Source organism: Streptomyces sp. NBC_00209 (assembly GCF_045206345.1).
GTDB lineage: Bacteria > Actinomycetota > Actinomycetes > Streptomycetales > Streptomycetaceae > Streptomyces.
The window spans coordinates 2,632,541-2,656,465 of sequence record NZ_CP108121.1 but is presented as its reverse complement, the minus strand read 5'-3'; the positions used below and the strand labels follow the sequence as shown (position 1 = coordinate 2,656,465).

General features: G+C 73.7%; 17 protein-coding genes. 12 read left to right on the top strand and 5 right to left on the bottom strand.

Annotated elements, in window-relative coordinates:
* Positions 1 to 142 precede the first annotated feature (142 nt).
* From OG867_RS11590 to OG867_RS11565, 6 genes are all read left to right on the top strand, one after another.
* Positions 143 to 2,083, top strand: coding sequence for a serine/threonine-protein kinase (locus tag OG867_RS11590; RefSeq protein WP_406284818.1), 1,941 nt, complete (start codon positions 143 to 145; stop codon positions 2,081 to 2,083).
* Positions 2,084 to 2,279: 196 nt separating this feature from the next.
* On the top strand, positions 2,280 to 5,132 hold the full coding sequence (locus OG867_RS11585; RefSeq protein ID WP_406284815.1) for a protein kinase: 2,853 nt from the start codon (positions 2,280 to 2,282) through the stop codon (positions 5,130 to 5,132).
* A gap of 106 nt (positions 5,133 to 5,238) precedes the next feature.
* Positions 5,239 to 6,876 (top strand): serine/threonine-protein kinase, encoded by a 1,638-nt coding sequence (locus OG867_RS11580; protein WP_328901845.1) that lies wholly within the window; start codon positions 5,239 to 5,241, stop codon positions 6,874 to 6,876.
* Positions 6,877 to 7,024: 148 nt separating this feature from the next.
* Positions 7,025 to 8,653, top strand: coding sequence for a succinic semialdehyde dehydrogenase (locus OG867_RS11575; protein ID WP_406284812.1), 1,629 nt, complete (start codon positions 7,025 to 7,027; stop codon positions 8,651 to 8,653).
* Between the two features lie 50 nt (positions 8,654 to 8,703).
* Positions 8,704 to 10,527, top strand: coding sequence for a GMC family oxidoreductase (locus tag OG867_RS11570; RefSeq protein ID WP_328901847.1), 1,824 nt, complete (start codon positions 8,704 to 8,706; stop codon positions 10,525 to 10,527).
* Between the two features lie 344 nt (positions 10,528 to 10,871).
* Entirely contained in the window at positions 10,872 to 12,563 is a 1,692-nt protein-coding gene (locus tag OG867_RS11565; protein ID WP_406290903.1) for a peptidase, read from the top strand.
* 303 nt (positions 12,564 to 12,866) lie between these two features.
* Here the strand turns inward: OG867_RS11565 and OG867_RS11560 are convergent, their stop codons facing one another.
* Positions 12,867 to 13,160 carry a chorismate mutase gene (locus OG867_RS11560; protein ID WP_328901848.1) on the bottom strand — a complete coding sequence of 98 codons (294 nt, stop codon included), beginning with the start codon at positions 13,158 to 13,160 and terminating at the stop codon, positions 12,867 to 12,869.
* 332 nt (positions 13,161 to 13,492) lie between these two features.
* Here OG867_RS11560 and guaA point away from each other — a divergent pair, with 332 nt between their 5' ends.
* The 4 genes from guaA to OG867_RS11540 all read left to right on the top strand — a co-directional run bounded on the left by guaA (position 13,493) and on the right by OG867_RS11540 (position 18,196).
* Positions 13,493 to 15,079: a glutamine-hydrolyzing GMP synthase gene (gene guaA / locus OG867_RS11555; RefSeq protein ID WP_328901849.1), complete on the top strand. Its 1,587-nt coding sequence runs from the start codon at positions 13,493 to 13,495 to the stop codon at positions 15,077 to 15,079.
* Between the two features lie 284 nt (positions 15,080 to 15,363).
* Positions 15,364 to 16,119 (top strand): SAM-dependent methyltransferase, encoded by a 756-nt coding sequence (locus OG867_RS11550; RefSeq protein WP_406284808.1) that lies wholly within the window; start codon positions 15,364 to 15,366, stop codon positions 16,117 to 16,119.
* 146 nt (positions 16,120 to 16,265) lie between these two features.
* Positions 16,266 to 17,531: a hypothetical protein gene (locus OG867_RS11545; RefSeq protein ID WP_406284805.1), complete on the top strand. Its 1,266-nt coding sequence runs from the start codon at positions 16,266 to 16,268 to the stop codon at positions 17,529 to 17,531.
* A 143-nt stretch (positions 17,532 to 17,674) separates the two neighbouring features.
* A complete protein-coding gene (locus OG867_RS11540) occupies positions 17,675 to 18,196 on the top strand; it encodes a DoxX family protein (RefSeq protein WP_328901852.1) in 522 nt (173 codons plus the stop codon).
* On the opposite strand, the gene OG867_RS11535 is transcribed toward OG867_RS11540, so the two are convergent.
* Together OG867_RS11535 and OG867_RS11530 are read right to left on the bottom strand one after the other, a co-directional pair.
* Positions 18,103 to 18,366: a hypothetical protein gene (locus OG867_RS11535; RefSeq protein ID WP_328901853.1), complete on the bottom strand. Its 264-nt coding sequence runs from the start codon at positions 18,364 to 18,366 to the stop codon at positions 18,103 to 18,105. The genes OG867_RS11540 and OG867_RS11535 overlap by 94 nt on opposite strands.
* A complete protein-coding gene (locus OG867_RS11530) occupies positions 18,353 to 19,663 on the bottom strand; it encodes a PspC domain-containing protein (protein WP_328901854.1) in 1,311 nt (436 codons plus the stop codon). The genes OG867_RS11535 and OG867_RS11530 overlap by 14 nt, the downstream gene beginning before the upstream one ends.
* A gap of 197 nt (positions 19,664 to 19,860) precedes the next feature.
* On the opposite strand from OG867_RS11530, the gene OG867_RS11525 reads away from it, so the two are divergent.
* Together OG867_RS11525 and OG867_RS11520 are read left to right on the top strand one after the other, a co-directional pair.
* Positions 19,861 to 21,159 (top strand): PspC domain-containing protein, encoded by a 1,299-nt coding sequence (locus tag OG867_RS11525; protein WP_328901855.1) that lies wholly within the window; start codon positions 19,861 to 19,863, stop codon positions 21,157 to 21,159.
* Complete coding sequence (locus OG867_RS11520) at positions 21,143 to 21,847, top strand: response regulator transcription factor (protein ID WP_328901856.1); 705 nt, start codon at positions 21,143 to 21,145, stop codon at positions 21,845 to 21,847. The genes OG867_RS11525 and OG867_RS11520 overlap by 17 nt, the downstream gene beginning before the upstream one ends.
* 11 nt (positions 21,848 to 21,858) lie before the next feature.
* Here OG867_RS11520 and OG867_RS11515 read toward each other — a convergent pair whose 3' ends face one another.
* Positions 21,859 to 22,626: a GNAT family N-acetyltransferase gene (locus OG867_RS11515; RefSeq protein WP_406284801.1), complete on the bottom strand. Its 768-nt coding sequence runs from the start codon at positions 22,624 to 22,626 to the stop codon at positions 21,859 to 21,861.
* A 42-nt stretch (positions 22,627 to 22,668) separates the two neighbouring features.
* Entirely contained in the window at positions 22,669 to 23,715 is a 1,047-nt protein-coding gene (locus OG867_RS11510) for an NlpC/P60 family protein (RefSeq protein WP_406284799.1), read from the bottom strand.
* Positions 23,716 to 23,925: the final 210 nt, after the last annotated feature.

Sequence of the window (23,925 nt, the reverse complement as noted above, 5' to 3'; positions counted from 1 at the left end):
ACGGTATGTCCCTTCATCGGGCCCCATCATGACCGAGCCGGAAACCGCGCCGGAAGCGGCACCAGGACCCGGCACCGGGGCCGGTCCCGGGGTGAGGGACAATGAACGCTCTGCCAGGGCGGGTTGATCGCAGAGGGGACGCATGTCGGAGGCGGAGCAGGCACGGGAGCCCCAAGGGGACACGGACGGACGTCTCCTGGCGGGGCGGTACCGGCTGGGGGAGGTGCTCGGCCGGGGCGGTATGGGCACGGTCTGGCGTGCCGTTGACGAGACCCTGGGCCGCACGGTCGCGGTCAAGGAACTGCGGTTCCCGTCGGCCATCGACGAGGACGAGAAGCGCCGCCTCATCACACGTACGCTGCGCGAGGCCAAGGCGATCGCGCGCATCCGCAACAACGGCGCGGTCACGGTCTACGACGTCGTGGACGAGGACGACCGGCCGTGGATCGTCATGGAGCTCATCGAGGGCAGGTCGCTGGCCGAGGCGGTCCGCGAGGACGGGGTCCTGACGCCGAAGCGGGCCGCCGAGATCGGCCTCGCCCTCCTCGACGTGCTGCGCTCCGCGCACCGCCAGGGCATCCTGCACCGCGATGTGAAGCCGTCCAACGTGCTGATCGCCGAGGACGGCCGGGTCGTGCTGACCGACTTCGGGATCGCCCAGGTCGAGGGCGACCCGTCGGTCACCTCCACCGGCATGCTCGTCGGCGCCCCCTCCTACATCTCGCCGGAGCGGGCACGCGGCCACAAGCCGGGACCGCCCGCCGACCTCTGGTCGCTCGGCGGCCTGCTCTACGCGAGCGTCGAGGGCTCCCCGCCGTACGACAAGGGCTCCGCCATCGCGACCCTGACCGCCGTGATGACCGAGCCGCTGGACCCGCCGAAGAACGCCGGCCCGCTGGAGGAGGTCATCTACGGGCTGCTCACCCGGGACCCCGAACAGCGGCTGGACGACACCGGGGCACGCGCCCTGCTCAACGACGTCATCAGCTCGTTCGAGCAGCCGGAGCGCCCCGTTCCGCCCCCCGCCGACGCCACCCAGGTCATGGCGCTGCCCAAGGGCGTCGCCGACGCCAAGCCCGCCTCCGGTGACGCGGGCGAGGGCACCCGGGACCGGCTCCGCGGCGCGCTGCGCTCCGTGCGCAACGCCCGGACCACCCCCGCCGCCGGTGCGGCCGCCGCCCCCGTCACCGCACCGCCCGTCCCGGCCCGGCCGACCTCCGCGCCCGGCGCCGCGTCCCCCTCCGGGGCCGTGCCGCCGCAGCGCCCGGCCTCCTCGCCGGTCACCGCACCGCGGGCGTCCCTCACGGACGTGGTCCCGCGCCGCACCCTCGCGATCATCGCGGCCGTCATCGTGCTCGCGGTCCTCGGCACCGTGCTGGCGCTCACCCTCGGCGGCGACGACAAGCCCGACGGCTCCGGCAGGAAGAGCACCGGCGCCTCCGCCCCCGCCGGGGCCCCGAGCGCCGACGCCCCGTCCGACTCCTCCGACGCCGCTCAGGGCGACAACGGCAAGGAGCAGGACCCCGGCCAGGGCGAGGGTCAGGACAAGGGCAAGGGCCAGGACGACGACACTCCCGGTCAGCAGGGCGAGGACGGGAAGAAGGACGGCAAGGCCGAGGACGCCGTGCCCGCCGGCTACCACACGGTGACCAACAAGCGGTTCCACTTCTCCATCGCGATGCCCAAGGGCTTCCGCTTCGACACCGGCTCCGGCCAGGGCGCCGGCGCGATCTACAACGAGGACGGCGGCTTTCCCCGCCTCCAGGTCGACTACACCTCCTCTCCCGGCAACGACGCCGCCGCCTCGTGGAACTCCGCCCGGGGCGGAGTGGCCGCCACCAGCACGAACTACCACCACCTGGGCATCAAGAAGGTGGCGTACAACGGCTATCCGACCGTCGCCGACTGGCAGTTCGAGCGTACGCAGCAGGGCCAGCGGGTCCGGGTGCTCAACCGGGGCTTCAAGGCCGACAGCGACCACGGCTACGCGATCATGATCAGCTGCAGGGCCGACGAGTGGGACGGCAAGGAGTGCCGGGAGCTGCGGAAGACGGCGTTCGACTCCTTCAAGCCGGTCGACTGAGCCGGCGGCGGGATTCGGCGCGGCCGCGCCGCTGGTTGCGCCGACCCTGCCGCGTGGTCGGCGCTTGCCACGTATGGTGAGAGGCCGGAGACCGTACGCAGCCGGAACGCGCAGTCAATTGCACCGCAAGCGACTGTGATTGACCGATTCGGCGCGGTCTCCGTGACCGGGGGACAGCGCGCTCTGGGGAGGCGTCGTGGACGACTACGCGGGTCGGGTGCTCGCCGACCGCTACCGCCTTCCGCTGCCTCCGTCCGACGCGTACGAACTCGTGGAGACGCGGGCCTTCGACACCTACAGCGGGCAGGAGGTGCTGGTCCGTCAGGTGCCGCTGCCCGAAATCGTGGACGCGGAGTTCGTGGAGGGCGACGGCCGGGCCGCCGCCGCGCCGCGCACCGCCCGGCGGCCCGCCGACCCGGCCGTGCGGCGCGCCATCGAGGCCGCCCAGACGGCGGCCCAGGTGCCCGACCATCCGCGCCTCGACCAGGTCTTCGACGTGTTCGCGGAGGAGGGCTCGCTCTGGATAGTGAGCGAACTCGTCGCGGCCCGCCCGCTCGCCGCGCTGCTCGCGGAGCGCCCGCTGAATCCGTACCGGGCCGCCGAGATCGGCTCCGACGTGCTGACCGCGCTGCGCGTGCTGCACGCGCACGGCTGGACCCACCGCAACATCACCGTACGCACGGTGCTCGTGTGCGACGACGGACGCGTCGTCCTCACCGGCCTCGCCGCCGGGGCCGCCGAGGAGGCGCTGTGCGGCTACAGCCCGGTGCCGGACCCCGACGACGAGGAGCCGGACGAGGAGGGCTTCGGCGGACCCGCCGTCGAGACCGGCCCCACCGGCCCGTACGTGCCGCCCACCGGCCTGCTGCCCGCCTCCCGGGGCCCGGCGGCGATCGAGCCCGGCCGCCCGTACGGTTCCGAGGAGGGCTACGCGGAGGATCCCGCCGAGGACCCCGCTGAAGGCCACGCGCCCCGGCCGGTGCCGCCCGCCGGGCTGCCCGTGCCCGCCGCCGGGGCGGACAGCGCGGCGCGCGCCCGGGCCGGCGCGATCGCCGCGTACCGCGCGGGCACCCGCGCCGCCGCCCGCCGGGAGGCGCCGCCGGACCGGGAGGCGTGGGCGCGGGACACCGCGCCGTCGGGCCCCGGCGCGCCGGGCCGCCCCCGGGACGAGGACGCCGAGCCCTGGAGCGCCCTGCCGCCTGCGCGGGATGGCGGGTATGACGACGACGTGTACGGCGACGACGTGTACGGCGACGGCCCGGACGAGCCGCGCTCCGGCACCCCGCCGCGCCCCCGTCCCGAGCTGCCGCAGCTGCCCGGGGGCTGGGTGCGCGGCCCGGAAACGCCGGGGCCGTACGACGCCCACCGCTACGACGACGAGGACGACGGGGACGACGACGGGGACGACGGCCCGCCGCCCCGCCGCCTCCACCTCACCGGCACCTGGGACGACGGGCCCGCCGCCGGGCGCCCCGTACCCGCGGGCGGCTCCCGCGAGGACGCGCTGCGTGCCGACGCCGCCCGCCGCGGCACACCCCCGGGCGCCCGCGCCGAACTGCCCCCGCCGGACCGGGACGCGAGGCCGCGAGGCCGGGACGCGTACGCCCCCGAGGCGCCCGGCCGCGACCCCTACGCGTACGGCCCCGACGCCTCCTCCGGCCGCTGGGACGAGGAGGACGCCGAGGCCGCCGGCGCGGCCGGGTACCGCGGGCCCGCCACCGCGCTCGCCGCCGAGCGGGCGCGGCAGGCGCGGATCACCGTCGTCGGCGCGGTCACCGAGCGGTGGGCGCCCGAGCAGGCCGGACCGGTGCACGGCAACTGGCAGCTGGCGCCGCCCATCGGGCCCGCCACCGACCTGTGGGCCCTCGGCGCGCTGCTCTTCCGCGCCGTCCAGGGGCACGCGCCCTACCCCGAGGACAGCGCGGCCGAGCTGGTCCAGATGGTGTGCGGCGAACCGCCCGCGTTCGCCGAGGAGTGCGGGCCGCTGCGCCCGGTCGTGGAGTCGCTGCTGCGGCAGGACCCCACCGAACGGCCCGACGTGGAGGAGCTGAGCGGCTGGCTGCGCTCCCTCGTACGGTCGGCGCCGGAGCCGGAGGCCGGGTTCGACGTCGTGCCGCTGCCCGCCGAGGACGCCACCCGGCTCCCCGTCGTCCGCAGGCGCGGCGAGCTCGTCCGCAAGCGGCGCTCCCGGCGCGGCGGAGGGACACATGCCCGCGGCCGCCACCCCCGCGAGGCCGTGGACCGCACCGCCGTCACCCACCGCGAGCCACGCCTGAAGCCGCCCCGCGAGCCCCGCGCGCCACGGGAACCCCGCGTGCTGCGGGACGGCGACCAGCCGCGCCGGCTCGGCCGCACGCTGCTCGTCCTCGTCCTGCTGGTGCTCGTCGCGGCGATCGCGTACGCGGTGCTGTTCCTGCCCAAGTCCGGCGAGGACGACAAGGGCACCGGCGCCGCCCCCTCCCGTACCGCGTCCGCACCGCCCGCTTCCACGACTCCCGAGCCCACGCCGAGCGCGTCGGAGAAGTCGAAGAAGCCGCCACCCACCAAGTCGTCCGGGGCGCAGAAGCCGCAGACCAGCCGGTCCGCCGCCGCGCTCGCGCCCGGGTACACCCTGCGCAAGGACGCCGAGGGCTTCGAGGTCGGGCTGCCCAAGGGCTGGCAGCGCAGCCCCGCCAACGCGGAGCGTCAGATCCGCTACGGCAGCGACGGGTTCAGCGTGCTCATCGTCCCCGGCCGCGACACCGCCAAGGCCAACGGCAGCGATCCGCTCGACTACCAGCGGGACAAGGAGCCCGAGCTGAAGCCGTTCCGGGACTCCAGCTGGTCGTCGGCGAGCGGCCTGCGGCGTACGGACGTCGGCCGACAGGCCATGGCGGAGGGCCAGTTCACCTGGCAGGACGGCAACGGCCGTGAGGTGTACGTCCGTAACCTCGTCATGCTCGTCGGCGGGCGGTACCACATTCTCCAGGTCATCGGCCCCGAGGACGAGCGCGACCGGATCACCGAGATCTATCAACAGGCCAGTGTTTCCTACCGCGTGACGGGCTGAAGCACGGAATCTGCATCACAGTGCGGTCTCGTGGGCGATGCGAGGTTCCGTGGCCGCGCGTCCCCTCCGTAACCTGTCATCCGAAGCAACGGGGGCGGGGACACAGGTGGATCGATCACAGGGCACGGAAGCGGGGCTGTTGCTGGCCGGGAGGTACCGGCTGGGCGACGTCCTCGGACGCGGCGGCATGGGCAAGGTGTGGCGCGCCCACGACGAGGTGCTGCACCGCACGGTCGCCGTCAAGGAGCTGACCGCCGGTCTCTACGTGGCCGAGTCGGACCGGATCGTGCTGCACCAGCGCACGCAGAAGGAGGCCCGCGCGGCCGCCCGGATCACCCACCCCGGCGTCGTCACCGTCCATGACGTGGTCGAGTACGACAACCGGCCGTGGATCGTCATGCAGTACGTGGACGGGCCGTCGCTCGCCGACCGGGCGAAGGAGTCCGGCGGCGAGATCGACGCCCGCGAGGCCGCCCGCATAGGGCTGCACGTGCTGGGCGCGCTGCGCGCCGCGCACGGGGCCGGGGTGCTGCACCGGGACGTGAAGCCGGGCAACGTGCTGCTCGCCCGGGACGGCCGGGTCCTGCTCACCGACTTCGGGATCGCCGCGATCGAGGGCGACTCCACCATCACCAGGACCGGTGAACTCGTCGGCTCCATCGACTATCTGGCGCCCGAGCGGGTACGCGGCGGCGACCCGGGACCCGCCTCCGACCTCTGGTCCCTCGGCGCCACGCTGTACACGGCCGTCGAGGGGCGCTCGCCGTTCCGCCGGACGTCCCCCATATCGACCATGCAGGCCGTCGTCACCGAGGAACCGCCGCCACCCGCCCGGGCCGGGGCGCTCGCCCCCGTCATCACCGCGCTGCTGCGCAAGGAGCCGGAGGACCGCCCGTCGGCGGCGGAGACCGAGCGGATGCTCCTGGAAGCCATGGAGGGCCGCGCGCCGAGGAGCGCCCAGGCGTTCGTCCCGACGCAGCAGGTCTCCGAGGAGATGCTGCGCGGGGGCACCGCGGTGCTGCCCCGGCCCGGGCCCGTCATACAGCCCGGCCCGGCCCCCGCCCGGGCCGCCCGCCGCAGCCGGTGGCGTACGACGGTCGTGGTCATCGCCCTGGCCGCGGTGGTCGGCGGTGGCGCGGGGATCGCCGCGATGCTCTACGCGCACCGCACGGAGGCGGCCGGGACCACGGACGGCGGCACGAGCGCGCACGGCTCCCGCACCCCGGGGCCGGTCACGCCGACGCCGACCCCGACACCCACGCCGAGCCCCTCGGACACCGTGGCGCAGGACGTGCCGGACGGCTGGCGGCGCGTGGTGGACCCGTCCGGGTTCAGCGTGCTGCTGCCGGAGGGCTGGAAGCGCGTGGTCACCGACAACAACATCGACTACACCCCCGACGGTGGCGGGCACTACTTCCGGGTCAGCTCCGACCCGGCCCCCGACTACAACAACTCCTACGACCACATGGTGGAGCTGGAGAAGAATCTCGCAGAGCGGCTGCCGGAGTACCGGCAGATCGAGCTGAACACCAACCTCTACCGCGACCGTCCGGGATCCATCTGGGAGTTCACCTGGACCGAGAAGAACGGCGAGGCGCGGCACGCGATCGACCAGATGTACTTCGCGAAGGACGGCGGCCCGGAGTACGCGCTCTACATGACGGGCCCGGCGGACGACTGGGACAACACCCGCGACCGCTTCAACGCGATCCTCCGCAGCTGGCGCCCCCCGGCCGAGCAGTAGCCCGCCAGGCCATAGCGCCTGATCAGGGCTTATGTCGCCAGTGATCACTGGCCGAGTTGGCGGGGGTGTGGCGGGACTCCGGGAGAGACGGTGAAAAGGTGTTACCCACGGGTACCCAAAGCCCTCCCGTCGACGTACTCTCGGCCTCATGACGGACTCGCAGGCCCCCACGTCCCCCGCCGCCGCCACGGCCGGCACCAACCCCGTGGCCGCCGCCCCCGCGGGCGTGCGCACGGCCGCCGATGTCGTGACGCCCGAGGTCGTCGCCCGGCTGACGCGCGGCGTCACCGGCTCAGGCCGCACCGCCAACCACACGCCGTTCACCGGCGAGAAGCTGGCCGACCTGCCGGAGTCCACCCCTGAGGACGTGGCCACCGCCTTCGCGCACGCCCGCGCCGCCCAGCCCGCCTGGGCCGCCCTGCCGGTCCGGGCCAGGGCCGCGGTGCTCCTGCGCTTCCACGACCTGCTCATGGACCGTCAGTCCGAAGTCCTCGACCTCGTCCAGCTGGAGACCGGCAAGGCCCGGCTGCACGCCCACGAAGAGGTCCAGGCGGTCGCCGTCGCCGCCCGGCACTACGGCCGCAGGGCGTCCGCGTATCTGAAGCCGAGGCGGCACACCGGGGTCGTGCCGACGCTGACCAAGGTCACCGAGCTCCGTCAGCCGCGCGGTGTCGTCGGCCAGATCGCCCCCTGGAACTACCCGCTGGAGCTGTCCGTCGGCGACGCGCTGCCCGCCTTCGTCTCCGGCAACGCCGTGGTGATGAAGCCCGACACCGAGACCGCGCTCACCGCCCTGTGGGCGCGTGACCTGCTGATCGAGGCGGGGCTCCCGGCCGAGGTCTTCCAGGTCGTCCTGGGCGACGGGCCGGTCGTCGGCCCGGAGGTCGTCAAGCACGCCGACTACGTCTCGTTCACCGGCTCCACCCGCACCGGCCGCGAGGTCGCCCAGGGCGCGGCGGCCCGGCTCGTCGGCGTCTCGCTGGAGCTCGGCGGCAAGAACGCCATGCTGGTCCTGGCCGACGCCGACGTGGAGAAGGCCGCCGCCGGCGCCGTCCGCGCCTGCTTCTCCTCGGCCGGCCAGCTCTGCATCTCCATCGAGCGGCTGTACGTCCACGAGTCGGTCGCCGACGACTTCGTGGAGCGGTTCGCCGCCCGGACGAAGGCGATGCGGCTCGGCAGCTCCCTCGCGTACGGCGCCGACATGGGCTCGCTGGTCGGTGAACGCCAGCTGGAGACCGTCGGCCTGCATGTCGCCGAGGCCGTCGAGAAGGGCGCCAAGCTGGTCGCCGGCGGGGTCGCCCGCCCGGACATCGGCCCGCTCTTCTACGAGCCGACGATCCTGGACGGCGTGGAGGCGCCCATGGCCGTGTGCACCGAGGAGACCTTCGGCCCGGTCGTCTCGATCTACCGCTTCCGCGACGAGGACGAGGTCGTGGAGCTGGCCAACGCCACCCCGTACGGCCTGAACTCCAGCGTCTGGACCAAGGACTCCCGGCGCGGCCACCGGATCGCCGCCCGGCTGCGCACCGGCACCGTCAACATCAACGAGGGGTACGCCCCCGCGTACGGCAGCGTGCAGTCCCCGATGGGCGGCATGAAGGACTCCGGTCTCGGCCGGCGCCACGGCTCCGAGGGCATCCTCAAGTACACCGAGGCCCAGACCGTCGCCCAGCAGCGGCTGATCCCGCTCGCCCCGTCCTTCGGGATGGACGACGAGAAGTACGCGGCGTTCATGACCCGCAGCCTGAAGGCGATGAAGGCGTTCCGCCTGCGCTGAGCCCCCTGACCCCCCGCACCACTTCTGTCCTTTTCGTACCGAGGAGTGCCATGTCCCAGGACAGCCCTGCCCAGAATCAGGACCGGCCGGCCGGTGCGGCCGACGACGACGCGTACGACTACGACGTGATCGTCGTCGGGTCCGGCTTCGGCGGTGCGGTCTCGGCGCTGCGGCTGACCGAGAAGGGGTACCGGGTCGGCGTCCTGGAGGCGGGGCGCCGCTTCACCCCGGGCACCCTGCCGAAGAACTCCTGGGACCTGAGGAACTACCTCTGGGCCCCCGCCCTCGGCCTCTTCGGCATCCAGCGCGTCCACCTGCTCGGCAAGGTGATGGTGCTGGCCGGTGCCGGGGTGGGCGGCGGCTCGCTGAACTACGCCAACACGCTGTACGTGCCGCCCGCCCCGTTCTTCGAGGACCGGCAGTGGGCGCACATCACGGACTGGCAGGACGAGCTGAAGCCGTACTACGACCAGGCCAAGCGGATGCTCGGGGTCCGGCTCAACCCCACGACGACCCCCTCCGACGTCCACCTCAAGGCGACCGCCGAGGCCATGGGCGTCGGCGACACCTTCCACCTCGCCCCGGTCGGCGTCTTCTTCGGCGACGGGGAGGACGCGGACGGCACCGCGCGCGCCGAGCCCGGCGGGACGGTCGCGGACCCGTACTTCGGCGGGGCGGGCCCGGCGCGCAAGGCGTGCACCGAGTGCGGCGAGTGCATGACGGGCTGCCGGCACGGCGCGAAGAACACCCTCAACGAGAACTACCTCCACCTCGCCGAGAAGGCCGGTGCGGTCATCCACCCCATGACCTCCGTCGTCGGCGTCACCGAGCACCCCGAGGGCGGCTACCGCGTCGCCACCGTGCCCACCGACCGCCGCCGGAAGGCGAAGCCCACGGCCCTGCGCGCCCGCGAGGTGGTCGTCGCGGCGGGCACATACGGCACCCAGACCCTGCTCCACACCATGAAGGACAAGGGGCTGCTGCCCCGCCTCTCCGCGAGGCTCGGGGAGCTGACCCGTACCAACTCCGAGGGCCTGGTCGGCGCCCAGACCTCCGACCGGCGCTACCGCAGGAAGCACGGTACGAAGCCCGACTTCACCAAGGGCGTCGCCATCACCTCGTCCATCCACCCGGACGCCAACACCCACATCGAGCCCGTCCGCTACGGCAAGGGCTCCAACGCCATGGGCGGCATGACCATCGTCCAGGTCCCCTACAGCGCCCACCGGGTCCGCGCCTGGCTCGGCAACCTGGTCAAGCACCCCACGATCGCCGCCCGCTCGCTCTCCAACCGGCGCTGGTCGGAGCGCGTCATCATCGGGCTCGTCATGCAGTCGCTCGACAACTCCCTGACCGCCTACCGCAAGCCGAGCGGCATCGGCAAGGGCCTGCTCACCGCCCGCCAGGGCCACGGCGCGCCCAATCCCACGCAGATCGCCGAGGCGACGCAGAGCGCGACCCTGCTCGCCGAGGAGATCAACGGCTTCGCCGGGTCCAACATCGGTGAGCTGATGGGCACCCCGCTCACCGCCCACTTCCTCGGCGGCTGCCCGATCGGCGCCACCGCGGAGGAGGGCGTCATCGACCCATACCACCGGCTCTTCGGGCACCCGGGCATCTCGGTGGTCGACGGCTCCGCGGTCTCCGCGAACCTCGGCGTCAACCCGTCGCTGACGATCACCGCCCAGGCGGAGCGCGCGATGTCGTTCTGGCCGAACAAGGGCGAGCCGGACCGGCGCCCGGCGCAGGGTGAGGCGTACGAGCGGCTGGCGGCGGTGGAACCGCAGGCGCCGGCGGTCCCGGAGGAGGCGTTCGGCGCGCTCAGGCTGCCGTTCCTGGGGATGCCGGCGGTGCCGCCGAAGGAGAAGGCGTAGGCCCTGATCCGCCGGACAGGCCCTAAGGGCTCGGGAACAGCAGAAGGGGCTGCACCCCCCTCCCAGTGCAGCCCCTCACGCTGTAACCGGTCCGTCGTTCAACAACCGACAACCGGTGTTCCGCATGCATGACCTGCCGGACCTCCGGATGGTTGTCCTCGCACTGATGAAATCCTTATGTGAGGTGGATCACTCCGCTTCCCGTGCCCGATCCGTGATCTGATTTCGGGCAACTTTTCCCGGTCGCCCCCGGTCGTACCCCCTGTCGCCGCCCCAGCGGTCACACAGCTCCCGACGACCCCGAAGGCCCCGAGATGAGAAGCACGATTCCGTTCCGCCGTGCGATGGGCGTCCTGGCCTCGGCCGGTCTGCTGGCCGCCGGAACGCTCACGGCGGCCGGTCCCGCGCAGGCTGCCGACCCGGAGTTCACGATCGGCGGCCCCGCCGAGACCGCCCTGCACCCGTATCCGGCCACGGGCTCCCCGCAGAAGGCGAGCCTGGACATCACGCTCGACAACCCCTCCGAGGACGTGGAGAACGGCGCTTTCCAGGGCTACTACACCGTCCGTTTCGATTTCGGGAAGCTGGCGGGCGTCGCGGACGTGTCCTTCGGCGAGGACAGCAGCCTGGACTGCGAGCGGACCGGGACCACCGCCGTCTGCCGCGACTACGGGATCGGGGCCGGCCTGCGGACCCTCGCCGAGCTCGACGTCACCGCCGCCCAGGGCAGCAAGGACGGCGACTCCGGCACCATCGAGGTCACCGCCGAGGCGGAGGGCGCCGCCTTCCGGCCGTTCGCCGCGCGGGTGTCGGTCGGCGGGCCCGACCTGTCGATGAAGCCGCTGCCGCTGAAGACGGAGCTCAAGCCCGGCGACAGCCAGCCGGCCCCGATCACCTTCACCAACAACGGCACCCGCGCCGCCCAGGGCGTCCTGCTCACCCTGCGCAACACGCGCGGCCTGGAATTCACCGAGCGCTACCAGAACTGCGAGTACAGCGAGGAGGACCTGGGCATGGGCCCCGGCACCTGGTCCACCGCGCTCTGCAGCTTCCCCGGCAGCTTCGAGCCCGGAGCCACGTACACGCTGGAAGTGCCGCCCACCCTGCGGGCCACCGAGCACGCCTTCTACGACAGCTTCCTCTACCGGATCAACGAGGACGGCACCGACGCCCGTGCGGCGCTGCGCTCCGGCGCCCGCTTCAGCCCCGGCAAGGGCGCGAAGCTCGCCCTGCACAAGGCCCCGGCCGTCCGCTCGGCCGACCTGGACCCGTCGGACAACCAGCAGGAAGCCGACTTCCGGACCACCAACACCGCCGACTTCGCGGCTTACGGCGACCGGGCCGCGGGCAAGCCGGGCGACACCGTCGACGTGACCCTGGGCTTCCGCAACAAGGGGCCCGCCTGGATCGGGTACATCCGTTCCGGCGAGCCCGTCGCCACCGTCGACTTCACCGTGCCGCAGGGCAGCTACGTCGTCTCCAAGCCGGGCATCTGCCGGGGCGTGACCGCGGCCGGTGAATACCGCGAGAACCAGGAGAAGGCCCCGCGCTACTTCTGCTCCACGCCCATGTCCGTCCTGGAGGACGCCGACTTCGCCCTGCCCTTCCGGCTGAAGCTCGTCTCGGCGGACCCCGGCAGCAACGGCGCGGTCGTCGTCCGCAACACCCACCTCCAGGCGCCCCCGCTGCCCTTCGACCCGCAGCCCGCCAACAACGCGGCCTGGGTGGAGCTCAACGGCGAGGACGCGCACGCCGCGACGGGCGGCTCCGGCAACGGCGGCTCCACGGCCACGGGCGGCTCGTCCTCATCGGGCACGGACGGTACGGGCGGGGCGAGCGGCTCCGCATCGTCCGGCACCAACGGCACCAACGGCACGAGCGGCACGACCGGCTCCGGCACCACGGGCTCCGGCTCCGGTGACGGCTCGCTCGCCTCCACCGGCACCGTCGCGCTCGCCGCGTCCGGCGCGGCGCTCGTCGCGCTGCTCGCGGGCGGCGTGCTGTTCACGGTGTCCAGGCGGCGCGCGACGCGCTGACCCCGTACACGGAGAAACGGCCGGCCCCGGGCGTCCCCGGAGCCGGCCGTTTCCCTGGAGAGACCCTGCGGTCCCTCCGAGTGACCGGGCTGCTGTCCCCTGCCGACCGGTCACGCACGCCGGTGCGCGGTCCCACGGCGTACACGCGGTACGCCACGCACCCCGGCGGAGCCACGTGTGGTTCCCCTGAAGCTCCGCACCTGGCCGGCACGGACACCGGGACCAACGAAGCCGTGCCGGACCCGGTCACGCGCCGTACGGGTGAGACTCCGCCCGAACTGGGATACGGCGGGGGAGCGCCGTTCAGACCCGGCCCCGGCACAGCTCCAGGAGCGTCATCGCCAGCGGGGTGCCCGGCTTGCCCAGCGCCTCGCGGTAGCGGACCAGGATCTCCGTCTCGCGGGACAGGTTGACCCGGCGGCCGCCCGACGTCATCCGGGCCTCCTGGATCACCGCCGAGACCGCCATCCGCTCCTGGACGAGCCCGATGATCCGGTCGTCCAGGGAATCGATGCGGGTGCGGGCGTCGCCGATCAGGGACGCGGCCTCGTCGGTGTGGGCGCCGGTCGTCTCGGCGGGGGTGGTGGTGCTGCTCATGACGGTCTCCCGGTGGGATGCGGCACCCCCGGGCCGACGGGCCCGGAACGCAGAACGCCCCGGGCCTGTCGGCCCGGGGCGCCTGGAACGTTGCTTGTCAGTTGCTCAAGCAGCACGACCATGGCAGCCGGCGGGCCGGATGCCATAGGTAAAGACGAAGGTCGTGTGCTGACGCATGCGGACAGTATGGCCCCCTCGCCCCCGGCCGCCCACACCCGGCCCGGATCGTGAGACGGCGCACACCCCGGGCGGCGGCCCGGACCGGGTCGGGCCACTTCCGGCCGCCGGTAGAATTGGAGGACCGACCCCTCTCCACCGCCGGAAGGCCGCCCGTGCCAGCAGCACCCCCCGCCGCCCCCGACACCACCACCGACGTGGTCCTGGTAGTCGACTTCGGCGCGCAGTACGCCCAGCTCATCGCCCGCCGCGTCCGTGAGGCCCGGGTCTACAGCGAGATCGTGCCGTCCACGATGCCGGTGGCCGAGATGCTGGCCAAGAACCCCCGCGCGATCATCCTCTCCGGCGGACCCTCCTCCGTCTACGCCGAGGGCGCGCCCTCGCTGGACCGCGCGCTCTTCGAGGCCGGGGTCCCCGTCTTCGGCATGTGCTACGGCTTCCAGCTGATGGCGACCACGCTCGGCGGCACCGTGGACGACAACGGCGCCCGCGAGTACGGCCGCACCCCGCTGACCGTCTCCAAGTCCGGCTCCACCCTCTTCGAGGGCACCCCGGACGAGCAGTCGGTGTGGATGTCGCACGGCGACGCCTGCTCCGCCGCCCCCGAGGGCTTCACCGTCACCGCGTCCACGGACGTCGTCCCGGTCGCCGCCTTCGAGAACGACGAGAAGAGGCTCTACGGCGTCCAGTACCACCCCGAGGTCATGCACTCCACGCACGGCCAGCAGGTCCTGGAGCACTTCCTGTACCGGGGCGCGGGCATCGAGCCCACCTGGACCACGGGCAACGTGATCGAGGAGCAGGTCGCCGCGATCCGCGCCCAGGTCGGCGACAAGCGCGCCATCTGCGGCCTGTCCGGCGGCGTGGACTCCGCCGTCGCCGCCGCCCTCGTCCAGAAGGCGATCGGCTCCCAGCTCACCTGCGTGTACGTCGACCACGGCCTGATGCGCCAGGGCGAGACCGAGCAGGTCGAGAAGGACTTCGTCGCCGCGACCGGCGCCAAGCTCAAGGTGGTCGACGCCGAGAAGCGCTTCCTGGACGCCCTGGCGGGGGTCTCCGACCCGGAGCAGAAGCGGAAGATCATCGGCCGCGAGTTCATCCGCGTCTTCGAGCAGGCCCAGCTGGAGATCCTCCAGGAGGACGGCCCCGAGGTCGCCTTCCTCGTCCAGGGCACGCTCTACCCGGACGTCGTGGAGTCCGGCGGCGGCACCGGCACCGCCAACATCAAGTCCCACCACAACGTGGGCGGGCTCCCCGAGGACATCGAGTTCGAGCTCGTCGAGCCGCTGCGCCAGCTGTTCAAGGACGAGGTCCGGATGGTCGGTCAGGAGCTCGGCCTGCCGGACGAGATCGTCCAGCGCCAGCCCTTCCCCGGCCCCGGCCTCGGCATCCGCATCGTCGGCGAGGTCACCAAGGACCGGCTCGACCTGCTCCGCGAGGCCGACGCGATCGCCCGCGAGGAGCTGACCGCGGCCGGCCTGGACCGCGACATCTGGCAGTGCCCGGTGGTCCTGCTCGCGGACGTCCGCAGCGTCGGCGTCCAGGGCGACGGCCGCACCTACGGCCACCCGATCGTGCTCCGCCCGGTCTCCTCCGAGGACGCCATGACGGCCGACTGGTCCCGGCTGCCGTACGAGACCCTGGCGAAGATCTCCACCCGCATCACGAACGAGGTCGCCGACGTCAACCGCGTAGTGCTCGACGTGACGAGCAAGCCGCCGGGGACGATCGAGTGGGAGTAACGCTCCCCGTGCGCCCCTGACGATGCCGCCGCCCGGGTACGGGGCGGCGGCATCGCCGTACCACCACTCCACCCTCGCCGCGGAAACCCAGCCCCTCCGCGGAAACCCAGCCCTTCCGCGGAAACCCAGCCCCTCCGGCGTTTGAGGAGCGGGGTCCGGGGCGGAGCCCCGGTTTCGGGAAGGGGCGGGGAGGGGAACAGGCCCGCCGCAGGCGGCACCACCCCGCAGCCGCACCCCGAAAACACATGGCGTCCGCCGAGGCACCCATGACAGGCTCCGCCCCCATGTCCGCAGACGAGATCCGCACCCTGATGTCCGCCGCCCGCAACAATCACCTGACCTGGAACACCCCCCTCTCCGAAGCGCACGCGGCCCAACTGATCGCCGCCTGCGCCCCCACCCCCCACACCCGCATCGCCGACCTCGGCAGCGGCTGGGGCGAGCTGCTGATGCGCCTCGTGGAGTCCGCCCCCGGGAGCACCGGGGACGGCGTCGAGACCGACCCGGAGGCCGTCGCGCGCGGCCGCGCGCTCGCGGGGGAGCGGCGGCTCGCGGAGCGCGTACGGTTCCACGAGGTGCCCGCCGCCGAGTGGCCGGAGCAGGGCTACGACCTGGCCGTGTCCATCGGCGCCTCGCACGCCTGGCCCGGCGGCACCGCCGAGGCCCTGGCCGCGCTGCGGGCGTCCGTACGGCCCGGCGGACGGGTCCTGTTCGGCGAGGGCTACTGGGAGCGGGAGCCGGACGAGGCGGCGCTGGCCGGGCTCGGCGCCGAGCCCGGGGACTTCGGCTCGCTGCTCGACCTGATCCGGCAGGCCGAGGCGGCGGGGCTGCGGGCGCTCCAGGTGACCGTCGCCGACCAGCGGGAATGGGACCTCTTCGAGTCGCACGCCAACATCGGCCTGGGCGAGCGCTGGGCCCTGGCCCACCCGGAACACCCCCTGCACGACGGGGTCGTCGCCGCCGTGGACGAGCGGCGCACCGGCTACTACGGCGGCTACCGGGGCACGTTCGGCCTGGCCTACCTCGTGCTCAGCGCCTGAGCGGGTATCGAACACGCTGACGAAGGCACCCCTCCGGTGCGCCCCGATGCGGCAGCCCTCCACCCCGTACGGCACAATTCGCAGCGTTCACAGACGAGTTGACCCGCCGACGGCGGCAACAGGGGCGGGAAAGGGCGGCGTTCTCCGTGGCGTTGGACGAGGCACGACAGGGCGCGCACGGCGGGGGCTGCACCTGTGGGGACTGCCCCCACGGGGCGCGCCAGGGACACCGGCGCGCGGTGGCCGCCTTCCTGGCCCAGCGCGACGGGTTCGCCGCTGGACAGGGGCTGCCCGCCGGGGTCGCCCAGTCGGCGTCCGCGACCCGGCAGTGGGTCTCCGACGAGCTGACCGAGTCCGCGCGCGAGGTGGCCGACCGGGGCCGCGAGGCCGGGGACGCCTGGCTGTACCGGGTGTGGCAGCGCACCCTGGTCGTCGTCTGGGGCGGCCTCGCCGTCCTCGCCCTCGCCGAGGCGGCCACCGCGATCGGGGCGGGCTGGACCCATGCCCGTACCGCCGGACTCGTCGCCGGGCTGGTCACCGCCGCGCTGCTGACCGCCGCCGCCCACGTCCACCGGGCCCGCGGCGGCCTCCTCGCCCCGCTGATCGGCGAGGACAACCGGCTCTCCACCTCCCGCGCGGTCGCCGCGTCCTGGGTGCTGCTCGCCGTGTTCTCCGTGCTCGTCCTCGCCCTCGAACTGGCCGCCGCCTCCGGGCACGCCCGGCGCGACGAGCTGATCGAGGGCCTGGACCTGGCGCGCGGCGCCGGGATCGTGGCGGTGCTCGCGCTGGTGTGCGCCGTGGCGGTGGCCGTGCGCCGGGTGGTGAGCGTACGGGTGCTGTCCGGGCGCCTCCAGAAGCTGCGTGCCGACCGGCCGCGCGCGGCGGACCTGCTCACCGACGACTCGGGGCGCGGCGGCTTCACGGACGTGCAGTACGTGCTGGTGTCCACGGTCGCCGTGGTGTTCACCGCCGTCCGCCTGGCCCGCAGGCCCGAGCAGCTGCCCGACCTGCCGTGGGGCCTCGCCCTCCTGGTGGCCGTGTCGGCGGCCGTCTACTTCACCGGGAAGTTCGGCGAGGGCGGTCGGCCCGTCGTGCTCTCGGTCGTCCGGTCCCGGGAGGCGGGCGACCTGGACGCGCCGATCCGGACCGGCGACGACATCGAGATCCGGGGCGCCGGATTCGTGCCGCCGGGCGCGGGGGCCCCGGACCGGCTGGCCCGGGTCGTGGTGCGGATCGGGACCGTGCACGTCCATGTCCCGCTGGTGCCGGTCCCCGGCGGCTTCGCGAACCCCTCCGACACGCTGCTGACCGTGCCGGTGCCGGTCGAGGTGGAGCCGGGCGTGGTCGAGGTGCAGGTGGTGACGGCCGCGGGCACGGAGACGGCCCCGGTCGCCATCGACGTCACGGACTGACCCGCTGCCCGAGACCGCTGCCCGCGCCCCTTCTCCGCGAACCGGTACCGCGCCGGAGCCCTCCGCTCCGTTCGTACGTAAGGTCGGGTGACGGGCCATACGGTCCGGTGGCGCACGGCACGGCCGCGGAAGGCGGGAGCAGCATGTACGGGTACGGCGGTAACGGGCGGGGCCTGGGGCGGGTCCAGGGCGAGGGCAGCAGCCTGCGGGACCTCGCGCGGGAGCACGCCCTGCTGCCGCTGCGCATCTTCCTCGGGGTCACCTTCGTGTACGCGGGGCTCGACAAGCTCACCGACAGCGCGTTCTTCCACGCCTCAGGGCCCGGGTCGATCGGCGAGCAGATGCACGCCGTCCGCGACTCCGCCGCGATCCCCGGCCTGGTCGACCTGGCGCTGCACAGCCCGTCCGGCTTCGGTTACGCGATCGCGTTCGGCGAGCTGGCCGTCGGCATCGGCACCCTCCTCGGCCTGTGGGCGAGGATCGCCGCGCTCGGCGGCGCCCTCATCTCGCTGAGCCTGTGGCTCACCGTCAGCTGGCAGGTCTCGCCGTACTACCTCGGCAACGACCTCATCTACCTCATGGCGTGGCTGCCGCTGCTGCTGGGCGGGGCCGGGTCGCTCTCGCTGGACGCGTTCCTCCCCGCGCGCCGGCGGCGGATCCGGTAGCCGACCCAGGTCACCCACGCGGCCGTCCACAGCCCGCCGCAGAACAGCGCGATGAAGAACTGCGGCGGGGCGTCCCAGGCGCCCGCCGCGTCCGCCGCGTATCCGGCGGCCAGGGTCAGCATCACCAGGCCGGAGACGGCCCGCCCCGGCCGGAACTCATGACGCGGCACGGTTGACCTCCACCTGTCCGTAGTCCACTTCCAGGTCCAGGTCGATCGTGCCGCCCGGGGTGCTGCCCTCGGCCGGTGACAGCGTCTTGCGCTGGTCCTGCGTGGCGCGGATGTCCAGATCGCCCTTGCGGTGGCCGTCCACCACCACGAGCGCGCCGAACCGGGTCCGCGCGTGCACCCGGACGGTGACCTCCGGCGGGACGTGCACCAGGACCCGGCCCGCCCGGGCCTCCACCCGGGTCCGTACGGTCTCGCCCTTTGGCACCGTGATCCGGGTCAGGTCCAGCTCGGCCTGGCCCGAGCCGATCGCGTACAACGGCTCGACCGCGGCGACGGACGCCGGACGCCACTCCTCGCGCACCCAGTGCGTGCCGATGTCCTTGGGCAGCGAGGCGGCGCCCACCAGCAGCCCGGACGTGATCATCGCGAGCAGCAGTGTGCCGAACCCGGTCCGCCCGATGAACGCGCTGATCAGGATCGCCAGCCCGAACACCCCGAGCGCGGCGGCGAACCCGACCTCCAGGCTCGTGCCCAGCGGCTCGGACCCCCAGGTCAGCCCCGTACCGAGACCGCCCGCGAGCAGCGCGCCGAGGAACGCCGGGCCCGCGAGGGACCGCGGTCCCCGCACCTCCCGCGACCGGGGCGGCGGCGGGCGGAACGGCGCGTCGGGCGTCGCCCCGCGCGGCTCACCGAGGACCGCCGCGCCATGCGGTCCCCACAGGTAGCCGATCGCCACCTTCCCGGTCGAGCCGTCCTTGACTATGGGGTCGCGCCACCACGACGGCCACGACAGCACCGGCGGCGCCTTCACCTCGGGCGGTGCCTCCGACGCCGCCTGCGCGGCCGCCTGGTGCAGCGGGTCCTCCGGACCGGCCTTCTTGCGCGCCTGCGTCCACATGGAGAAGCCGAGGACCGCGAGCGACAGCATCGCGGAGAACGCCAGCGTGCCGCCGTTGCCCAGCATCGACAGGAAGAGACCGCAGCCGATCAGCGCGCACAGCACCGCGCTCAGCGACGCGAGCTCGACCCGCCCCGACAGCAGCCGCCGCGCCTCGTTCTCGTCCTCGCCCTCCGCCGGGATCAGCAGCCAGGCGAAGCCGTAGAAGATCAGCCCGAAACCGCCGGTCACCGACAGCACCCCGAGCACGATCCGGAAGATCACCGGATCGACGTCGCAGTACCGGCCCATCCCGCCGCACACCCCGGCCACCACCTTGTGCCGCGGGCTGCGGTGCAGGCGCGGAGCGAGGTCCGGGGGAGGTGCGGCGCCGGGCGGCGCGTCCTGGGGAACGGTCATGACTCCATGGTGACGGCCCCCGCGCCCCACCGGCACCCGCCCCGACCCTGGCCGGTCCCTGATATTGGCCCGCCCGCCTCTCAGGGGTGCCGGGCTCGCGCCCCGGCCCCACCCTGCCCCGCGTCCCGGCCGTCTCAGGGTCGAAGTGGGGGCCGACCCTGATGCCCTCGCCCGTACGGGCATGTGACGATCGGACCATGCCAGCCGCCACCACCCGAGCCGCAAGCTCCCACGCCCCCGAGCCGGAGGAGCCTCCGCTGCGCAAGCTGTACCGCAGCGCCGACGGCCGACTCCTCGGCGGAGTGGCGCGCGGGCTCGCCGGACACCTCGGACTCCCGGTCGCCTGGCTCCGGTTCGTCTTCCTCGGCCTGTTCTTCGCGGACGGCCTCGGCGCCCTGCTGTACGCGGTGTTCTGGATCGTGGTCCCGCTCGGCGTCGGCGGTGTGGACGGCCCCCGATCCGTCTTCGAGACCGCCCCCGACGGCACCCGCCGCCTCCGCAAACCCGACAAGGGGCAGCTCTTCGCCCTCATCGCGCTGCTCATCGGCGCCGTCATCTTCGTCGGCAACGTCGACATGGGCAGCAAGGCCGACCGCTACATCTGGCCCAGCCTCCTCATCGGCGCAGGCTCCGTCCTGGTCTGGCGCCAGGCCGACAACGCCCGCCGCGCCCGCTGGATGGAGGTCGGCCGCCGCCGCCGGGTCCTGCAACTGGCCCGCGCCCTGGCCGGAGTCGCCCTCGTCGGCCTCGGCCTCGCCGTCTTCATGGTCGTACGCGGCTCCGCCGCCCAGCTCGGCAACGTCATCACCGCCGCCATCGCCGTGCTCACCGGCATCGCCCTCCTCGCCGGCCCCTACCTCGTCCGCATGACGCAGGACCTCTCGGAGGAACGCCTCATGCGCATCCGGGCCCAGGAGCGCGCCGAGGTCGCCGCCCACGTCCACGACTCCGTCCTGCACACCCTCACCCTGATCCAGCGCAACGCCGACGACGTCGGCGAGGTCCGCCGGCTCGCCCGCGCCCAGGAACGCGAGCTGCGCAACTGGCTGTACAACCCCGAGGGCACCGGCAAGGACGAGGACGACGAGCCCGAGACGCTGGCCGAGGCCGTCAAACGGGCCGCCGCCGAGGTCGAGGACAAGCACGGCGTCCCGCTGGAGGTCGTCGTCGTCGGCGACTGCCCGCTGGACGAGAAGCTGGCCGCACAGATGCAGGCCGCACGCGAGGCGATGGTCAACGCCGCCAAGTACGGTGGCGAGGGCGGCGCCGTCCAGGTCTACGCGGAGGTCGAGGGCCGCACGGTCTTCGTCTCCGTGCGCGACCGGGGCCCGGGGTTCGACCTGGACTCCGTACCGGGGGACAGAATGGGCGTACGAGAATCGATCATCGGCCGGATGCAGCGCAACGGCGGCACGGCCCGGCTGCGTTCGGTGCCCGGCGGGGGTACCGAGGTCGAGCTTGAGATGGAGAGGACGAGCGATGAACGGGACCAGTGAGGTGGCCGGAGGCCAGGAGAACCCGGAGCGCCGGGTACGAGTCGTGCTCGTCGACGACCACCGGATGTTCCGCACCGGCGTACAGGCCGAGATCGGCCGCACCGAGGAGACCGGCGTCGAGGTCGTCGGCGAGGCGGCCGACGTCGACCAGGCGGTCACCGTCATCACGGCGACCCGCCCCGAGGTCGTCCTCCTCGACGTCCACCTCCCCGGCGGCGGCGGCGTAGAGGTGCTGCGCCGCTGCGCGCCCCTGATGGGCGCCGCCGAGAACCCGGTGCGCTTCCTCGCGCTCTCCGTGTCGGACGCCGCCGAGGACGTCATCGGCGTCATCCGGGGCGGCGCCCGGGGGTACGTCACCAAGACGATCACCGGCACCGACCTGGTCGACTCGGTCTTCCGGGTCCAGGACGGCGACGCCGTCTTCTCGCCCCGGCTGGCCGGCTTCGTCCTCGACGCCTTCGCCTCGACGGACGCGCCTCCGGTCGATGAGGACCTGGACCGGCTGACCCAGCGCGAGCGCGAGGTGCTGCGCCTGATCGCCCGGGGCTACGCGTACAAGGAGATCGCCAAGCAGCTGTTCATCTCGGTGAAGACGGTCGAGTCCCATGTCTCGGCGGTGCTGCGCAAGCTCCAGCTCTCCAACCGCCACGAACTGACCCGCTGGGCGACCGCGCGGCGGCTCGTCTAGGGCCTGCTCGACTAGTCCCGGTCCGGGTCGAGCGAGATGTTCAGCTTCTCGCCGACCCTGCGGTAGCCGATCGACGCGTAGATCCGCTCCACGTCGGCGTCGCCCGGCTCCAGCCACACCACCCGGCAGCCCCGCTCGAAGGCGGTGCGCGTCAGGTGTACGGAGAGCGCGGCGCCGATGCCCCGGCGGCGGAAGTCCGCGCCGACCGCCAGGCCCGCCAGCTCGCTGAGCCCGTCCACCGGTACCGAGCAGCCGCCCGCGCCCGCCGGGGTGCCGCCGACCGTCGCGAGCGCGGCGACACCGCCGCCCGCCGCCGCGTTCCGCAGCCACTGCGCCGTGCCCTCCTCGGGCTCGCCCTCGCCGCCGTAGCCCAGGTGCTGGACGAGCGCGGCGGCGGCGAACTCCGCGTCCGTGGCGGGCTCGGCCATGGCCAGGTCCGCGACCGGCTTCGGCTCCACCAGGTCGCCGGGGGCGCAGGCGAGGACCGGGGCCCGGTTCTCGACGGTGAACCCGGCGGCGAGCAGCGCCGGTTCGACGGCGGGCGCCCAGCCGGGCAGGAACTCCAGGCGGGGCATCCGGTCCCGCTCACGGAACGCCGCTATGAGGGCGTCGAGTTCGCCGGGCGTCGGCTCCGCGCCCTGGTCCGGGATCGCGTAGTTGGCGTACTTCAGCGACCAGTTCGGGTTGTAGCGGATCACGAACGGCCCGACGCGGACGTGGTCCGGGGAGCGCAGGGTGAGCGTATGGGCGTGGGTCTGGACATCGGCGTCCATCGGCATGTGCGGCTGTCCTTCGGGCTGTTGAGGTCAAGGGCCCGGAGCCTATGCCACCCGGGTCGCCCCCGCGAAGGGCATTTCATCGATGGGCGCGATCCGGACCGGGGCCCCGGGGCGCGGCGCGTGGATCATCCGTCCGTTCCCGATGTACAGGCCGACATGGCTGACGCCCGAGTAGAAGAACACCAGGTCACCGGGGGCCAGTTGGGAGCGCGGCACCCGCTGCCCGGCGTTGATCTGTGTGTACGTGGTCCGGGGCAGCGACACCCCGGCGGCGCGCCAGGCGGCCTGGGTGAGCCCGGAACAGTCGAAGGAGCTGGGCCCGGTCGCGCCCCACACGTACGGCTTGCCCAGGGCGTTGTACGCGAAGGCGACCGCCTGGGCGGCGCGCGAGTGGGGCGCGGCGACGGTGGAGCGCGGCGCGCTCCGGTCGGCGTGGCCGGCCCCGCGCCCGTCCTCGGAGGCGTCGTAGGAGGCGCGCTCGGCCGGGGTGAGGCGGGCGAGCAGGCGGCGGGCCTCGGCCAGCTTGGCGCGGACGGTCGCCCGGTGCTCCTTCAGGGCGGCCTGCCGGGAGGCCAGCTCGGTGAGCTTCCCGGCCGCCTCGGCGCGTACCTGGGCGATCTCCGCGACCTGGCGGCGCACCGAGCGCACGTCGGTGGCCCGGCGCTCACCGGCCCGCTCCGCGTAGGTGGCGCGGCGCAGGTACTGGTCGGGGTCGGAGGAGAGCGCCAGCTGCACGGAGGGGTCGATCCCGCCGGACCGGTACTGCGCGGCGGCGTACGCGCCGAGCACGTCGCGGGCGGTGTTGAGGCGGGCGGTCCTGCGGGCGGCCTCGTCGCGCAGGGCGTCGACCGACTTGGCGGCTGCGGTCGCCTCGGACTTCGCGCCGTTGTACTTCTCGGTGGCGACCTCCGCCTCCCGGTACAGCCGGTCCACCTGGGCCTTGACCTGCTTCGCGGTGGGCGCGGGGTCCGCGTGCGCGGCTCCCGGCAGCACGGCGGCCGTCGCGGCTCCGGCGACCGCGAGGGTCGCCGCGGTGCGGGCCGCGGAGGCGGTGATGAGGCGCTGCCTGGGTTTGCGATGCGCTGCCACGGGGGCGGGCGTCCTTCCGTGCGACGGCCCGACGGGGTATACCGGCGGGCTTCTCCGGCGGCCGGCGAGGACGGTTCCTGATCCACGGCCACCGGGAAGGGACGCTAATCCGAGGTCACGGGAAGGTGTCGTTATGACGGTTATTGCCCGCTCTTGGCGTGGCATTGTCGCTGAATGACCGCACGTGAAGCCTGAATGACCGGGAAAAGT

What these genes read in the sequence shown, in the direction of transcription:
- OG867_RS11590 (WP_406284818.1), top strand. Translation starts at nt 143, where the DNA reads ATGTCGGAGGCGGAGCAGGCACGGGAGCCCCAAGGGGACACGGACGGA.
- OG867_RS11575 (WP_406284812.1), top strand. Translation starts at nt 7,025, where the DNA reads ATGACGGACTCGCAGGCCCCCACGTCCCCCGCCGCCGCCACGGCCGGC.
- OG867_RS11570 (WP_328901847.1), top strand. Translation starts at nt 8,704, where the DNA reads ATGTCCCAGGACAGCCCTGCCCAGAATCAGGACCGGCCGGCCGGTGCG.
- OG867_RS11565 (WP_406290903.1), top strand. Translation starts at nt 10,872, where the DNA reads ATGGGCGTCCTGGCCTCGGCCGGTCTGCTGGCCGCCGGAACGCTCACG.
- OG867_RS11560 (WP_328901848.1), bottom strand. Translation starts at nt 13,160, where the DNA reads ATGAGCAGCACCACCACCCCCGCCGAGACGACCGGCGCCCACACCGAC.
- OG867_RS11550 (WP_406284808.1), top strand. Translation starts at nt 15,364, where the DNA reads ATGTCCGCAGACGAGATCCGCACCCTGATGTCCGCCGCCCGCAACAAT.
- OG867_RS11540 (WP_328901852.1), top strand. Translation starts at nt 17,675, where the DNA reads ATGTACGGGTACGGCGGTAACGGGCGGGGCCTGGGGCGGGTCCAGGGC.
- OG867_RS11530 (WP_328901854.1), bottom strand. Translation starts at nt 19,663, where the DNA reads ATGACCGTTCCCCAGGACGCGCCGCCCGGCGCCGCACCTCCCCCGGAC.
- OG867_RS11525 (WP_328901855.1), top strand. Translation starts at nt 19,861, where the DNA reads ATGCCAGCCGCCACCACCCGAGCCGCAAGCTCCCACGCCCCCGAGCCG.
- OG867_RS11520 (WP_328901856.1), top strand. Translation starts at nt 21,143, where the DNA reads ATGAACGGGACCAGTGAGGTGGCCGGAGGCCAGGAGAACCCGGAGCGC.
- OG867_RS11515 (WP_406284801.1), bottom strand. Translation starts at nt 22,626, where the DNA reads ATGCCGATGGACGCCGATGTCCAGACCCACGCCCATACGCTCACCCTG.